General features: G+C 65.9%; 15 protein-coding genes. 11 read left to right on the top strand and 4 right to left on the bottom strand.

The window, feature by feature from the left end; all coding sequences use genetic code 11:
• Positions 1 to 3 precede the first annotated feature (3 nt).
• Positions 4 to 1,212, top strand: a complete 1,209-nt coding sequence (locus AC6RV7_RS17220; RefSeq protein WP_500095269.1) for an ABC transporter permease — start codon at positions 4 to 6, stop codon at positions 1,210 to 1,212.
• 62 nt (positions 1,213 to 1,274) lie between these two features.
• Positions 1,275 to 1,790 (top strand): DUF3299 domain-containing protein, encoded by a 516-nt coding sequence (locus tag AC6RV7_RS17215; RefSeq protein ID WP_500095268.1) that lies wholly within the window; start codon positions 1,275 to 1,277, stop codon positions 1,788 to 1,790.
• 16 nt (positions 1,791 to 1,806) lie between these two features.
• Here AC6RV7_RS17215 and AC6RV7_RS17210 read toward each other — a convergent pair whose 3' ends face one another.
• Complete coding sequence (locus AC6RV7_RS17210; protein ID WP_500095267.1) at positions 1,807 to 2,262, bottom strand: ACT domain-containing protein; 456 nt, start codon at positions 2,260 to 2,262, stop codon at positions 1,807 to 1,809.
• 83 nt (positions 2,263 to 2,345) lie between these two features.
• Between AC6RV7_RS17210 and AC6RV7_RS17205 the strand changes: the two genes are divergently transcribed.
• Positions 2,346 to 3,275 carry a cation diffusion facilitator family transporter gene (locus AC6RV7_RS17205; protein WP_500095266.1) on the top strand — a complete coding sequence of 310 codons (930 nt, stop codon included), beginning with the start codon at positions 2,346 to 2,348 and terminating at the stop codon, positions 3,273 to 3,275.
• A 6-nt stretch (positions 3,276 to 3,281) separates the two neighbouring features.
• Here the strand turns inward: AC6RV7_RS17205 and AC6RV7_RS17200 are convergent, their stop codons facing one another.
• Positions 3,282 to 3,446: a hypothetical protein gene (locus AC6RV7_RS17200; RefSeq protein WP_500095265.1), complete on the bottom strand. Its 165-nt coding sequence runs from the start codon at positions 3,444 to 3,446 to the stop codon at positions 3,282 to 3,284.
• 166 nt (positions 3,447 to 3,612) lie between these two features.
• On the opposite strand from AC6RV7_RS17200, the gene AC6RV7_RS17195 reads away from it, so the two are divergent.
• The 8 genes from AC6RV7_RS17195 (at position 3,613) to AC6RV7_RS17160 (ending at position 12,186) form a co-directional block, all read left to right on the top strand.
• Positions 3,613 to 5,439, top strand: coding sequence for a phosphoenolpyruvate carboxykinase (GTP) (locus AC6RV7_RS17195; RefSeq protein WP_500095264.1), 1,827 nt, complete (start codon positions 3,613 to 3,615; stop codon positions 5,437 to 5,439).
• Between the two features lie 150 nt (positions 5,440 to 5,589).
• Positions 5,590 to 6,282 (top strand): hypothetical protein, encoded by a 693-nt coding sequence (locus AC6RV7_RS17190; RefSeq protein WP_500095263.1) that lies wholly within the window; start codon positions 5,590 to 5,592, stop codon positions 6,280 to 6,282.
• Between the two features lie 126 nt (positions 6,283 to 6,408).
• Positions 6,409 to 7,239 (top strand): HDOD domain-containing protein, encoded by an 831-nt coding sequence (locus tag AC6RV7_RS17185; protein WP_500095262.1) that lies wholly within the window; start codon positions 6,409 to 6,411, stop codon positions 7,237 to 7,239.
• Between the two features lie 212 nt (positions 7,240 to 7,451).
• A complete protein-coding gene (locus tag AC6RV7_RS17180; RefSeq protein ID WP_500095261.1) occupies positions 7,452 to 8,051 on the top strand; it encodes an RNA polymerase sigma factor in 600 nt (199 codons plus the stop codon).
• A 7-nt stretch (positions 8,052 to 8,058) separates the two neighbouring features.
• Positions 8,059 to 8,523, top strand: a complete 465-nt coding sequence (locus AC6RV7_RS17175) for a hypothetical protein (RefSeq protein ID WP_500095260.1) — start codon at positions 8,059 to 8,061, stop codon at positions 8,521 to 8,523.
• A gap of 54 nt (positions 8,524 to 8,577) precedes the next feature.
• Positions 8,578 to 10,395: an RDD family protein gene (locus tag AC6RV7_RS17170; RefSeq protein WP_500095259.1), complete on the top strand. Its 1,818-nt coding sequence runs from the start codon at positions 8,578 to 8,580 to the stop codon at positions 10,393 to 10,395.
• Positions 10,396 to 10,514: 119 nt separating this feature from the next.
• On the top strand, positions 10,515 to 11,000 hold the full coding sequence (gene purE, locus AC6RV7_RS17165; RefSeq protein ID WP_500095258.1) for a 5-(carboxyamino)imidazole ribonucleotide mutase: 486 nt from the start codon (positions 10,515 to 10,517) through the stop codon (positions 10,998 to 11,000).
• Between the two features lie 49 nt (positions 11,001 to 11,049).
• Positions 11,050 to 12,186 (top strand): 5-(carboxyamino)imidazole ribonucleotide synthase, encoded by a 1,137-nt coding sequence (locus tag AC6RV7_RS17160; protein ID WP_500095257.1) that lies wholly within the window; start codon positions 11,050 to 11,052, stop codon positions 12,184 to 12,186.
• A 224-nt stretch (positions 12,187 to 12,410) separates the two neighbouring features.
• On the opposite strand, the gene AC6RV7_RS17155 is transcribed toward AC6RV7_RS17160, so the two are convergent.
• On the bottom strand, positions 12,411 to 13,013 hold the full coding sequence (locus AC6RV7_RS17155; protein ID WP_500095256.1) for a nucleotidyltransferase family protein: 603 nt from the start codon (positions 13,011 to 13,013) through the stop codon (positions 12,411 to 12,413).
• Entirely contained in the window at positions 13,010 to 14,032 is a 1,023-nt protein-coding gene (locus AC6RV7_RS17150; protein WP_500095255.1) for an XdhC family protein, read from the bottom strand. The genes AC6RV7_RS17155 and AC6RV7_RS17150 overlap by 4 nt, the downstream gene beginning before the upstream one ends.
• Between the last annotated feature and the right edge of the window lie 111 nt (positions 14,033 to 14,143).

Below are 14,143 nucleotides of genomic sequence, written 5' to 3'. Positions count from 1 at the left end.
GTCATGACGCTTCCGCTCATCATCTATCGTTCGCTCCGCCAGCACGCGCTGTCGACGCTCGTCACGGCCGGCAGCATCGCGCTCGCCGCCGGGTTGCTGCTCACCGTTTGGGTGGTGAAGACGCAGTCGCAGGCCGTGTTTGCGGCGACAAATTCCGGGTTCGACGCCGTGCTCGGCGCGCGCGGCTCGAAGCTGCAGCTGGTGTTGAACTCGATTTTCCACGTCGAAACCTCCCCGGGAAACATCAGCGCCGCGGATTTCGAAATGCTGCGCCGCAATCCGATGTTTGCCGGTGCGATCAGGCACGCGATTCCGATCGCGGTCGGCGACAGTTATCACGGCTGGCGGATCGTCGGCACGGTAGAAACGCTGTTCGACGAGATCGAATATGCGCCCGGCCGGCGGTATGCGTTTGCGAGCGGGCGGAATTTCAAGCTCGGCACGGAGGAGGCGGTCGTTGGCGCCTACGCCGCGCGCCAGCTCGGTTGGAAAGTGGGCAGCACCTTCCATCCGCAGCACGGCGTGGGCGGCGATCACGATCACGAGGAGCTTTACACGGTGGTGGGCGTGCTCGAGCCGACGAATTCGCCGGTGGATCGCGTGATCTGGATTCCGCTCGAAGGTCTGCAGACGATGAGCGGTCACAACCCGCTCGCGAAAACCGAGATCAGTGCGGTGCTGATTCAACTGCGTGCGAGCACGGCCGGGTTGATGATGAACAACGTCCTCAACCAGTCGGGCGGGAAGCTCACGTTTGCGTATCCGATCGGCACGATCGTCGCGGAATTGTTCAACAAGATTGGCTGGGTCGATCGCGTGCTCACGCTCGTCGCGTGGCTCGTGGCCGCGGTGGCGGCGGGCTCGGTGTTGGTCAGCATCTACAATTCGATGAGCGCGCGGCAGCGCGACATCGCGATCCTGCGGGCGCTTGGGGCGCGACGGCGCACGGTGTTTGGCGCGGTGCTGGGCGAGGCGGCGGTGATCGGAGCGCTGGGCGCGGCGGCGGGATTCGCGGTGTTTGCGATTCTGGCGGCGGTCGTGGCGTCCATCGTGCGCGCGCAGACGGGCGTCGTGCTCGAGCCGTGGCAGTGGCATCCGGTGTTGGCGTGGGGCCCGGCGGCGCTGGCGGGATTGTGCGCGCTCGGCGGACTCGTGCCGGCGCTGAAGGCCTACCGCGTGCCGGTGGCGGAAACGATCGCGCCGGTGTCGTGACGAGGACGGGCGCGGGCCAAAGACTTTGACGCTCGCGCGGCGCTGTGCAGGTTTTCCGACCCATGAAACGCATCCTTGTTTTCTGCCTGCTGCTGGGGGCCGTGACGCCTGCGCTGCTGCCGTTGCGAGCCGCCGAATCGGCCGCGCCGGAAGTCGAGGACGGTTATTTGCGGCTCGGTTTTGACCGGCTCGCGTCATTCCCGTTTGTCGTGCCCGCGCCGGAGGCGACCGCGGATGCGAGCACGCCGCCGCCGACCGGCGAGGAACAGATTCCGGAATCGGTGAAAGCGTGGAGCGGGAAGAAGGCGATCGTCACCGGCTTCATGTTGCCGACGAAAATGGAGAAGGGCCTCGTGACGGAATTCCTTCTCGTGAAAGACGCGATGATGTGCTGCTACGGCGTGGTGCCGAACATGAACGAGTGGGTTGTCGTGCGCATGAACAAAGGCGTGCGTCCGCTGCTCGATGTGCCCGTCTCGCTTTACGGCGCGCTGAAAGTCGGGGCGATTCTGGAGAACGGTTATCTCACCGGCATCTACTCGCTGGACGGCGAGAAGATGAGCCAGGAAAAAAGCTGAACCGGGCGGCGGGCGTTCAGCGCGAGATGTCGCGCTGCGTGATGACCTTGAAGCCGCAGCGGCTGAGCGCCTGGGTGGCGACGTCGCTGTCCTCGACGTTGAGCACGAGCGCGGCCTCGTTGTCGGGCCGTTTGATGAAGCTGTAGACGTAGTGGACGTTGATCTCGGCCACGAACAACGCGCCGAGGACGTTGCGCAGCTTCGATTCGTCGCCGATCTCGACGACGAGCACCTCGCATTCCGTGTAGGGAAAATCGTTGTTCACCATCAGCTCGCGCGCCTTCTCCGGATCGTCGACGATCACGCGCACGATCGCGCTATCCGTCGTGTCGAGCACGGTGATCGCCATGATGTGCACGTCGTTTTGCTTGAAAAGCCCGACGAGATCGTTGAGCCGGCCAACGCGGTTCTCGGCGAAAATCGAGAACTGTTTCACCGGATCGCGGCCGATCGAAAGGTTGGGCGCACTCATGCTTGGGGAAGAAACTGAGCGGGGCGCCGTCAGGGGTCAATTGCGGGCTGGCGAATGGCAACGCGGACTTTAACGCTGGCGGAGTGACCCGGGAGCTTCCTGAACATCTGGCCGGCCCGCAGCGCCGCGCCCGCGCGAGCGCGGCGCTCGTGCTGCGCGGGATCGCGCTGAACGCGACGCTCGCGGCATTGAAGTTTGCCGGCGGCATTCTGGGGAACACCTACGCGCTGATCGCCGACGGCGTGGAGTCGTTACTCGATATCCTTTCGTCGCTGCTCGTGTGGACTGGTTTTCACGTGGCGTCCCGACCGCCGGACGCGAATCATCCCTACGGTCACGGAAAGGCGGAGCCACTGGCGGCGTTGTCGGTGGCGGTGTTTGTCTTCGCGGCCGGGGGCTGGATCGGGTGGCGGGCGATCGAGGAAATCATCACGCCGCACCACGGCCCGCATTGGGCGACGCTGCCGTTGCTGGCAGGCATCGTGGGAGTGAAAATCTGGTTCTCGCGTCGCATGCACTCGGCGGGCGAGGAGGCCGGCAGCACGGCGCTCGGCGCGGAGGCGTTGCACCACTATTCCGATGCGGTGACCTCCGGTGCCGCGTTTGTCGGCATCAGCATCGCGGTGATCGGCGGGAAAGGCTACGAGGCGGCGGACGACTGGGCGGCGTTGGTCGCGTGCGCGGTGATTCTGTTCAACGGCGTCGGCATGCTTAATCGCGCGATCGGCGACGTGATGGATACGGCGGTGCCGGAATCGTTCGAGAACGAGGTGCGCACGCTGGCGGGCACGGTGCCCGGTGTGCGGGCGATCGACAAATGCCGTGTGCGCAAAAGCGGGTTGAGCCATCTGGTCGATATCCACGTCTGCGTCGACGACGCGCTGACCGTGCGCGCAGGCCACGACATCGCGCATGCGGTCAAGGACGCGCTGCTCGCGTCGCCCTTGCGCGTCAGCGATGTCTCCGTCCACATCGAGCCGATCGAGCGTCGCGCGCCCCCAGCGGCGGAGTGAGCGGCCTCACTCGAGTTTCCGGCCGAGCTTCCAGCCAGCCCACACGCCTGCGAGGCTGCCGACTCCGCTAAGCAGAAAGGAGCCGAAGAATTCGAGTCCGATTCCGGCGCCCGCGGCCCAGCCCGCGTAGCCGCCGAACAAGGTGCCCACGAGGATGCAGAGCTTCACCATGGCGGCAGGTTAGGATTGCCATGCGCGCGGGCGACTCTGTAGTCACGCTCGGCGAAAGTCGGCGCCGCAAAGACCAATTTCTGCGGTCAGAAACACAGAAAATACGGAGACGCCTCGGCGCGATAGGAGTTTGCTTCGCATCGCCATGTTCCATCCTGAATCCCCGATGTCGAAACGCGATCCCTCCCAACCCCTCGCTGCGAACAAGAATTTGCTCAAGTGGGTCGAAAAGATGGCGGAGCTGACGAAACCGGCTGCCATTCACTGGGTTGACGGATCGCAGGAAGAATACGACGCCCTCTGCGCGCAAATGGTTGCCGCCGGGACGGCCATCAAGCTCAACGAGAAACTCTGGCCCGGCTGCTACTACGTGCGTTCCGATCCGGGCGACGTGGCGCGCGTCGAGGACCGGACCTTCATCTGCTCGCTCTCGAAGGACAACGCCGGCCCGACGAACAACTGGGTCGATCCTTTCGAGATGAGGAAGAAGCTGAAGGAGCTGTTCGCCGGCTGCATGAAGGGCCGCACCCTGTATGTGCTGCCCTACAGCATGGGCCCGCTCGGTTCGCCGATGTCGCAGCTCGGCGTCCAGATCACCGACTCGCCTTACGTGGTCGTCAACATGCGCATCATGGCGCGCATCGGACTGCCGGTTTTCCAGGAGATCGACAAGGGCGAGAAACGCGTGGTCCCGTGCCTGCACTCCGTCGGAGCCCCGCTGGCCAAGGGGCGGGCGGACGTGCCGTGGCCGTGCAACAAGGAAAAATACATCGTGCACTTTCCGGAGACGCGCGAGATCTGGTCCTACGGATCTGGATACGGCGGCAACGCGCTCCTCGGGAAAAAATGTTTCGCGCTGCGGATCGCCTCGAACATGGCGCGCGACGAAGGCTGGATGGCCGAGCACATGCTGATTCTCGGCGTCGAGGATCCGAAAGGCGAAAAAACCTACGTCGCCGCGGCCTTTCCCAGCGCCTGCGGCAAGACGAACTTCGCGATGCTGATCCCGCCCGCGCATTTCCAGAAGAAAGGCTGGAAGGTGTGGACCGTCGGCGACGACATCGCGTGGATCAAGCCCGACGCGAACGGCAAGCTGCGCGCGATCAATCCCGAAGCCGGGTTCTTCGGCGTCGCGCCCGGCACATCGCACAAGACGAATCCCAACGCGATGAAGGCGCTCGCGAAGAACACCATCTTCACCAACGTCGCGCTCACGCCCGACGGCGGCGTGTGGTGGGAAGGCATGACCGAAGCGCCGCCGGCGAAATGCCTCGACTGGCAGGGCCGCGAGTGGACGCCCGAGATTGCCGCGCAGACCGGCGCGAAGGCGGCGCATCCGAACGCGCGCTTCACCGCGCCCGCCTCGCAATGCCCGACGATCGACCCGGCGTGGGAGGATCCCGCGGGCGTGCCGATCAGCGCGTTGATCTTCGGCGGCCGGCGCGCGACGACGATGCCGCTCGTTTATCAGGCGTTCAACTGGACCGCGGGCGTTTACATGGGTGCGACGATGGGCTCCGAGATGACGGCCGCCGCGGCCGGCACGATCGGCAAGGTCCGCCGCGATCCGATGGCGATGCTGCCGTTCTGCGGCTACCACATGGGCGACTATTTCCGCCACTGGATCAAGATGCAGCGCGCGCTCAGCGAGACGCCGCGGGTGTTTCACGTGAACTGGTTCCGCAAGGACAAGGACGGCAAGTTCATGTGGCCCGGCTTCGGCGAAAACATGCGCGTGTTGAAATGGATCGTGGACCGCGCTCATGGGCGGGCGCTGGGTTGCGAATCGCCGATCGGCTGGCAGCCGCGTTACGAGGACATCGACTGGACCGGCCTCGATTTCGCGAAGGAGAAGTTCGACGAACTGCAGGCCTTCGACCGCACGGCGTGGCGCACCGAGGTGATCGGGCATGAGGAGTTGTTCATCGATCTCCACGATCACCTGCCCAAGGAAATGATCTACGAACGCGAGCTGCTGATCTGCCGGATGTAGCACGCCTGGTCGGGCAGGTGTTTTGCCTGCCCGACATCAGGGCTGGCCGGTTCGGGCCGGGTGCGAAAGCGCAGATCGGCGGGTCGGAGAGGAGCCCGACCGCGGCCACCGGGCCGGAACCGGCGCGCTCAGGCCAAGTCGGTGCAGCCCATGATGCGCCGACTTGCCCTGATTTATCTCGTGGCCTTCGTGGCTGGCGTCGCCGCTGCGCCGGACGCGGTGCTCCTGCGGCAGGTCGCCGACAACTGGCTGGGCGAAGCCGATCGGTGGGCGTTCACGCAACGGGTTCGCGAATATGATGGCGACAAGCTGAAGGAAGAACGCATCGAGCGCTACGACCCCTCGCGCGGTTATGAGGCGCGCTGGCAGCTCGTTTCGATCGATGGCCGGCCGCCCACGCCGGCGGAACGCGAGGCCTGGTGGCACCGCAAGAACCGCAAGCAGCGCAAAAAGCGGGCGGAGGTCGCCGATAATTTCGATTTCGAGCACGCCAAGGTGGTGAACGAAACCTCGCAGCGCATCGTTTACGAACTGCCGCTGCGCTCGAGCGTCCAGTGGCTGTTTCCCATCAACAAGGTCGAGCTGCTGGTCACGATCAACAAGACCGGGCCCGCGCTGGAGCAGGTCCAGGCGCGCATCAGCGAGCCGTTTCGCGTGGTGCTCGGCCTCGCGCGGATCCTCGACATCGATCTCAACGTCCAGATGGAGCCGCCACCCTCGCCGCATCCGGCGGAAGCGAAGCCCAACGGCACCGCGGAAGTGGTCGTGACCAAATTCGGCGATCGCGTGGAGTATTCCTGGGGCGACTTCCAGCGCGTGGATCCGCCGCCGCAAGGCGGCTAAGGCCGTGGGCGCCAGGCGCAAGCCGCGGGCGCGACCGGGCTTGCGGCGCAGCGAAACCGTCGGTTCTCGAATTTTTTACTTACGGTCGGGGCAAATCGTGCCGACTGGGGAGCGAACGCATTGCCCATGCCTCTCGATCGAGCGACCATCCTTTCACTCGGCAGCAAGCTCGCACCGGCGGCTGCCACCTTTGGTCAGTTGCGCCATCTGCTCGAGGATCCCGACACGGATACCAACGACATCGTGCAGCTGATCCGGCTCGACCAGGCGCTGACCTTTCACGTCATCCGGATGAGCAACAGCGTGATCTTCGGCTTGCGCGAGCAGAATGACTCGCTCGAAGGCGCCGTCGGCCGCGTGGGCTTCCGTGAAATTTACCGGCTGGTCGGGCTGGCGGCGACGCAGCAGGTTTGCCAGCGCGACCTCGCACACTACCGGCTCCGCGCCGATCGCCTGTGGGAAAACTCCGTCGCCACCGCCGCCGCCGCCGAGGTCCTCGCCGTGCCGGCCGGTTGCGACGCCGGCCTGGCCTACACCGCGGGCCTGCTGCGAACGCTCGGCCGCGTGATCATCGACGGCGCCGCTGCGGGACAGGTTTATCCCGGCGAAGCGGAGTGGCCGATGGTGGCGGAGTGGGAGCAATCGGTTTTCGGCATCACGTCGGCGGAAGTGACCGCCGTGCTGCTCGAGCATTGGCGTTTCCCGGCGGAGATCGTCGACGGCGTGCGGTGCCATTTCGATCCGTTTGGGAAGGAACTGGGCAATACCAGCGCCTGCGTGCTGAACCTCGCGTGCGGCGTCGTTTCCCGTTTCGGATTGGATCTGCCCGGCGAGACCAGCCACTGGATCAGCAGCCCGGCGGAGCTGAAGCTCGCGCACATCCCGGAATCGGCGCTCGAAGAATGCGCCGAGCGGGCCCGCGATCACTACACCGCGCTGTGTGCGGCGGTGAGTTGATTCGTCCGCGGCGAATCGCCGCCGAAATGCGTTTGCGGGTTGAGCCGCCTAAGTGCCTGGGCGGGAAACGCCCGGCTGATCTCCGCGCGTTTGAAAAAACGAGCGGACGTCCACGTGCCGACGGGCCGAACCGCCTGCGCGATCGCGCTCGCGATGGGCGGGTCGGCGTCTCAGAATTCGTGCGACTTTCCGGCACCGGCCGTGTTCTGGACATGAACGATGACATTCCAGTGCAGACCCAAACCACGGGATTAATCACCCCGACAGACTTCACGACGTTCATGCGAAATTATCAGGACATGGTGTTCTCCACGGCCGTCCGGCTCGTCGGTAATGACGCCCAGGCCGAGGATATTTCGCAGGAAGTGTTTCTGAAGGCCTACGAGCGTTTCGACACGCTCCAGTCGAGTCCGACGGCCGGCGGGTGGCTGAAAACCGTGGCCACGAACCTGTCGCTGAACCACCTGTCGCGCTATCGTAACCGCTGGAAGTTCTTTTCGGAATTTCGCCGTGACGACGCGGCCGACGATTCCGATCAGCCGGACGTGGAGTTCGCCGCGCCGGACGCGTTTTTCGCCGGCATGGACGCCGGCGAACGCCGGGAGTGGATCGAGAAAGCCCTCGACCAGCTCCCCGAACACCAACGCGTGCCGCTGGTCCTTTTCCATTTCGAGGACATGCCTTACGACGAGATCGCGAAACGCCTGCACGTCTCGCTCGCGAAGGTGAAAACCGACATCCTCCGCGCCCGCGCCGCCCTCGCGCGCATCCTCGCGCACAGCGGGGCGTCGCACGAAAAATTCAGTGCCTGACTTCGCCATGAAACGCTCTCCCGAAGAACTCGAGAAACTGATCCACGAGACCCTGCGTGCGCTGCCGGACCGGCGCGCTCCGCGCAGCCTCGAGGCGCGCGTGCTCGCGGCGATCGAAGCCCGTTCCGCGCTCCCGTGGTGGCGGCACTCGTTTGCCGACTGGCCGCTCGCCGCGCGCATCGGCTTCGTCGCCCTTTCGACCGCGATCGCCGCCGCCATGGTCGCGGCGCTCATGTGGCTGAGTGGAAATGTGGATACATCGCAGCTCGGCTCCGCGCTCGCGAACCGCATTGGCTGGATCGATGGGCTGCAGCAGGCACTGGCCGGTCTCCGCGATTTCGCGAGCCTGGTGATTCGCAGCATTCCGACCGGCTGGCTTTACGGCGCGCTCGCCGGTTTCGTGGGCGTCTACGCGCTTCTGTTTGGCCTCGGGGCGACGGCTTACCGTGCGCTCTACCAGCAATCGCGTTGAGCCATGCCGTCTTCTGCCGCGCATTTTTCCCAAGCTTCCAACTCTTCGTCCTTCATGAAAACTCCAGTTTGTTCACTCTTCCTGTGCCTCGCCTTCGCGGGGTTGACGGCGTTGACCTTGCCGGTCGGCGCGCAGGAAGCGGCGCCGCCTCCGCCCGAGGCGACGAAGCCCGCAGCCGACGACGCCGTCCCGCCGCCGGCACCGGCGCCCAGCGGCGAATTGCGCCGCCTCGACGTGGCTCCGCCCGCCCCGCCGGCCGCCTCGGAATCCGAGGCGGCGGATGCGATGGCGGAAAAAGAATCCGAACCGGCTGCGGAAGAAGCCGCCTCGACGGCGATAGAAACGTCCCGCCCGGTCCGCCGCACCCGGGTCGAGCAGCGGGTGACCTTCCTCAGCAACTCGACCCTGGCCTCGGATGAGGAGGCGAGCGAGGTGGTTTCGATCCTCGGCTCTTCGACCTCCATGGGGAAGGTCGAGAACGCGGTGGTGTCGATTCTCGGTTCCTCCACCTCGAGCGGTTCCGTGGGCGACGCGGTGGTGTCGGTGCTGGGCAGCTCTCGCGCGACCGGCGGACGCGTCGGCGGTCCCGTCGTCTCCGTGCTTGGTAATACCTATGTGGATACGGAGGTGAGTGAGGCGATCGCGGTGATGGGCAACGTCGAGCTCGGGCCCAACGCGATCGTCCACAACGAAGTCGTGTGCGTCGGCGGTGTCGTGAAACGCGATCCCGCGGCGCAGGTGCATGGCCAGATCAACAACATCTCGTTTGGCATCGATTTCGGCGGTTTCGAGTGGCTGCACACGTGGGTGACGCGCTGCCTGCTGCTCGGCCGGCCCCTGGCCTTCGGGCCGCATCTGGCCTGGGCGTGGTGGATCGCGCTGACGTTTCTCGGACTTTATCTGGTGCTCGCGCTGCTCTTCCCGCGCGGCGTGGAGAAATGCGCGGCGACGCTGGAGCAGAGTCCCGGGTATTCGCTGCTCGCAGCGCTCCTGGTTACGCTGCTCACGCCGTTGGCGGCGGTAGTGCTGGCGATCACCCTGATCGGCACGCCGGCGCTGGTGATCGCGTTGTTCGTCGCCGGACTTTTTGGCAAGGCCGTCATGCTCGCGTGGATCGGCCGCCGCATCACCAGTCCGCTCATGGGCGGCAAGCCAATCGTGCCGGTGCTCGCCGTCCTGATTGGCGGCGTGGTGGTGCTCCTGCTCTATACGATTCCGATCGTCGGTTTTGCGGTCGCCAAGTTCACCTCCTGGCTCGGTCTCGGCGTGGTGGTTTACACGTTGATCGCGATGAATCGCCGGCCGAAGGCGGCGCCCGCGATCGTGACGCCGCCTCCGCCGACCGTCTCCGCCGTGCCATTGTCGAGCGAGCCGGCATCCGCCGGCGTGGTCGTGCCGCCGGTGATTCCGGGCGAGGCTCCGTCTGCCGCTTCCGCTTCGGCGACGCCGCCGCCCGTGATGACCGCGCCCACTGTGGTGATTTCGGCGGCGACGCTGCCGCGCGCCGGATTCTGGATTCGCGTCGCCGCCTCGCTGCTCGATGTGCTGCTGGTCGGCATGGCGGTGAAACTGATGCCGCATTTCTGGCAGCCGAACTTCCTGCTGTTGTTCGCGACGTATTGCTCCGTGCTGTGGGGCCTCAAAGGCACGACGGTGGGCGGCATCGTGTGCGGATTGAAGATCGTGCGGCTCGACGACCGTCGTGTCGACTGGCCGACGGCGATCGTGCGGACGCTCGGCGGGTTCCTGTCGTTCGTCACCGCCGGCCTCGGGTTCATCTGGGTGGCCTTCGACGACCAGAAACAGTCGTGGCACGACAAGATCGCCGGCACGACCATCGTCCAGGTGCCGCGCGGCGTGTCGCTCGTGTGAGACCGGCGATCTGAACCTTCGGAAAACAAAAGCGCGGGCTTCGGCACCGCGCTTTTTTGTTTTGGCGGGCAGAGGTTGGATTTGCAGCGCGCCGGGAAGATCGGCTAGCGATTGCGTCTATGGCCAAACCTCTCGTCGGGATCATCATGGGCAGCACGTCGGATTGGGAGACGATGCAGCATGCCGCCGCGCAGCTGGAAGCGTTGGGCGTGCCGTTCGAGAAGCGGGTCGTCAGCGCGCATCGCACGCCGAAACTGATGGTCACGTATGCCGAAACCGCGGAGCGCCGCGGGTTGAAGGTCATCATCGCGGGCGCGGGCGGTGCGGCGCATCTGCCAGGCATGACGGCGTCGCTGACCTCGCTGCCGGTGCTCGGCGTGCCGGTCGAGTCGAAGGCGTTGAAAGGCATGGATTCGCTGCTGTCGATCGCGCAGATGCCCGGCGGTGTGCCGGTGGCGACGTTTGCGATCGGCAAGGCCGGCGCGATCAATGCCGCGTTGTTTGCCGCGGCGATGCTCGCGCAGTCGGATCCGGCGACGCTCAAGGCGTGGAAAGGCTTCCGCGCGCTGCAGACCCGCAAGGTGCTGAAGGCGAAGCTGCCGTGATGGGCGCTTCGGTCTTGGCTCTGAGCTGTAAGCGCGCAGCTTTCTTCGCATGATTCCTCCCGGAAAAACCATCGGCGTGCTCGGCGGCGGCCAGCTCGGTCGGATGTTCGCGCAAGCCGCGCAAACGATGGGTTATCGCGTGCATGTCTTCGAGCCGCAGGCGAACTGCCCGGCCGGTGCGGTCGCGAACAAGGAAATCAACGCCGGCTACGAGGACGTCGCCGCGCTGAAGGAGTTCGCGCGCGAGGTCGACGTGGTGACTTACGAGTTCGAGAACATCCCGTCGGAGCCGCTCGCCGCCATCGCGCCGCTCGTGCCGCTGCACCCGCGCTCGGACGTGTTGCACATTTGTCAGAATCGTCAGCGCGAGAAAGCCTGGCTGCGCGCAAATCAATTTCCCCACGTGCGGTTCGCCGAAGCGCTGGACGGCGATGTCGCCGCCGCGGTCGCGCAGGTCGGCCGGCCGTGTGTCGTGAAAACCGCCGATTTCGGCTATGACGGCAAGGGGCAGATGCGCATCGTGGACGACGCTGACCTGGCGAAAGCGGCGGCGATTTTCCGCGGCCGTCGCTGCGTCGTCGAACGCTGGGTGGATTTCAAGAACGAGTTGTCCGTGATCGTGGCGCGATCGTCGACCGGTGAAACGCGCACGTTTCCCGTCGCGGAAAACATCCACACGCGACATATCCTGGATTTCTCGATCGTGCCTGCGCGCGTGAGCGCCGCGATCGCCCGCGAAGCGGAGCAGCTCGCGACCGCGATCGCGGAAAAACTCGGCATCGTCGGCCTGCTGGCGGTGGAGCTGTTTCTCGCAGACAACGGCGAGGTGCTGGTCAACGAACTCGCGCCTCGCCCGCACAACTCCGGGCACTGGTCGATCGACGGCTGCGAGACGAGTCAGTTCGAGCAGCATGTGCGCGCGGTTTGCGGCCTGCCACTGGGGCCGGTGGGCGTGCGCGAGCCGACGGTGATGGTGAACATCCTCGGCGACGCCTGGAAGTGGCGCGACGGCGCCGTCGCCGGTGATCCGAACTGGAAGGCGATTTTGAGCGAGCCGCGCGCGAAGCTGCACCTTTACGGCAAGGCCGAGCCGCGACCCGGGCGCAAAATGGGCCATTTCACGGTGCGCGATCGCGACCTCGAAGCCGCGATCGAGAAAGCGCGGGAGTTGAAGGCCGCGCTGTAAAACCGGTTTGGGCTTACCGCGGCCTGCGGATGCGCCGGCTGCGTGCTCCGCCGAAATCTTAACCACGGAAAGCACGGAGTGCACGGAATGCTGACGGCTCCGGCGACCGGCACTCCGTGCGTTCTGGCACTCTGTGGTCAAAATCAGGTCGCTGGTAGCGTCGATCGTCCCGATCGCCCATTCGTCTGCGAAGGTGGACCGCGCCGCGCTAATCGAGCCGCGGATCACGGGCGGAACGGTGCGTAGTCTTCCGGCGTGTCGAGATCGACCGCGAGTTCGGGCAGATCGACGGTCGCGATCCGGCCGTCATCGACGCCGTTGAGCAGCGTGCGGGCGCCTTGTTCGCCGGTGAGTGCGGACAGCGTCGGGAAATGCTCGCGCAGGAAAAGCGCGGGCGCGCCGTTGCGATCGTTGTAGCGCGCCGCGACGATCGAGCAGCCGCTTTCGCGCTGACGCGCGATCAGGCGCGAGACGGTTTCCGCCGAGAAGTTGGGCTGGTCGCAGAGGGTCAGCACCGCGGCATCGAGCGCCCGGGAAAATTGCCGCAGGACATCGATGCCTGCGCGCAGCGACGACGCCATGCCCTCGGCCCACGCGGGGTTTTCGGCGACGAGCACGGGATGTCGCGCAAGCAGCGGCCGAATCGCCGCGCTCTGTGCTCCGAGAACGACGACGACGGGCCACGCCTCCGACTCCAGCGCGGCGTCGACGGTGCGCAGGAGCAGCGGCTTGCCTGCGACCGGCAGCAGTTGCTTCGGCTCGCCCATGCGGGACGATGCGCCGGCGGCGAGTACAACGAGGCCGAAGCGAAAAGGCGCGGGTTTCACGCGGGCAGCGAGAGGGAGGACGGCTCGTGGATCGGAGTGTCGCGATGCCGCAGGGATTGGGCATTGCGGCCGGCGAGCGCGGCCTGGATCTCCGCGACGATGCTGAGTGCAACCTCCGCGGGCCCGTCGGCGCCGAGATCGAGGCCGACGGGCGCATGCAGCCGCCGGACCTGGGAGTCGGTGACGGTCGTGCCGCTTCGCTGCAAATCGCCAACGATCCGCGCTGCGCGTTTTTTCGGACCGAGCAGGCCAAGGTAGGCGAGGTCGCGCTCGAACAAGGCGCCGAGAATCGGCAGGTCGTGCACGTAGTGGTGGGTCATCACGACCGCCACGGCGTTGGCCGGCGGATCGACCGCCGCCACCAGATGGGCGGCAGGGGCGGTGACGAGGCGGTCGGCCGCGGGGAAGCGTCCAGGCGTGACGAAGTCCGGACGCGGGTCCGCCACGGTGATGTGCCAGCCGAGTTCCCGGGCGAACCGCACCAGCGGCTGGACGTCATCCCCTGCGCCAAACACCACTAATGGCGTCGGCGGTGGCACGCGTTCTTCGAACACCCTGATTTCGCCCGCCCCCTCGAGGGGAGCTTCGGCCAACGAGGTTCCGAGCGGCAGCGGGCCGGGCGAGGTCCAGACCGTCCGGAGCGGTGTGGCGCGGTTTTGCGCGGCGTTTCGGCGAAGGGTCGCCGCCCAGTCCGGCGCCGCGTCAATGCGCTCGACCAGCAGGTGCACAACGCCGTGGCAGCCGAGTCCAACTCCCCAAACGAGGTCGTTTTCCGAGGTGGTATCGTAAACGACCACTTCCGCGGCTCCGGTGGCGCGAACGCGGGCGGCACGGGCAATCACGTCCGCCTCGAGGCATCCGCCGCTGATCGAGCCGACCCGGCTTCCGTCCGACTCAATGAGTAGCCGGGCGCCCGGCCGGCGGTAGGAGGATCCGCTCACCGCCACCAGCGTGACCAGCGCGCAGGGGAAGTTTCCGCGTGTATCCAGCCGCTCCGCGATTCGATGGGTTTCGTGCATGCGTGCCAGTCAGGTGGATACTTCCCCGGTCGCGCCTCGGCAAGTCACCCAAGGGGAAACCGCGGCAAAGGCCTGAAAACGGGGTGGAGTCGACGGAGAGATGGTGCCGTT

It is taken from the genome of Opitutus sp. sgz309028, from assembly GCF_059821195.1.
The sequence above is the reverse complement of the archived record's forward strand: the minus strand, read 5'-3'. Positions and strand labels throughout refer to the sequence as shown.

Bases quoted from the DNA above. Each gene is read 5' to 3' on its own strand.
- purE (WP_500095258.1), top strand. From the start codon at position 10,515: ATGGCCAAACCTCTCGTCGGGATCATCATGGGCAGCACGTCGGATTGG.
- AC6RV7_RS17160 (WP_500095257.1), top strand. From the start codon at position 11,050: ATGATTCCTCCCGGAAAAACCATCGGCGTGCTCGGCGGCGGCCAGCTC.
- AC6RV7_RS17175 (WP_500095260.1), top strand. From the start codon at position 8,059: ATGAAACGCTCTCCCGAAGAACTCGAGAAACTGATCCACGAGACCCTG.
- AC6RV7_RS17180 (WP_500095261.1), top strand. From the start codon at position 7,452: ATGAACGATGACATTCCAGTGCAGACCCAAACCACGGGATTAATCACC.
- AC6RV7_RS17185 (WP_500095262.1), top strand. From the start codon at position 6,409: ATGCCTCTCGATCGAGCGACCATCCTTTCACTCGGCAGCAAGCTCGCA.
- AC6RV7_RS17215 (WP_500095268.1), top strand. From the start codon at position 1,275: ATGAAACGCATCCTTGTTTTCTGCCTGCTGCTGGGGGCCGTGACGCCT.
- AC6RV7_RS17200 (WP_500095265.1), bottom strand. From the start codon at position 3,446: ATGGTGAAGCTCTGCATCCTCGTGGGCACCTTGTTCGGCGGCTACGCG.
- AC6RV7_RS17170 (WP_500095259.1), top strand. From the start codon at position 8,578: ATGAAAACTCCAGTTTGTTCACTCTTCCTGTGCCTCGCCTTCGCGGGG.
- AC6RV7_RS17190 (WP_500095263.1), top strand. From the start codon at position 5,590: ATGATGCGCCGACTTGCCCTGATTTATCTCGTGGCCTTCGTGGCTGGC.
- AC6RV7_RS17210 (WP_500095267.1), bottom strand. From the start codon at position 2,262: ATGAGTGCGCCCAACCTTTCGATCGGCCGCGATCCGGTGAAACAGTTC.
- AC6RV7_RS17195 (WP_500095264.1), top strand. From the start codon at position 3,613: ATGTCGAAACGCGATCCCTCCCAACCCCTCGCTGCGAACAAGAATTTG.
- AC6RV7_RS17220 (WP_500095269.1), top strand. From the start codon at position 4: ATGACGCTTCCGCTCATCATCTATCGTTCGCTCCGCCAGCACGCGCTG.
- AC6RV7_RS17150 (WP_500095255.1), bottom strand. From the start codon at position 14,032: ATGCACGAAACCCATCGAATCGCGGAGCGGCTGGATACACGCGGAAAC.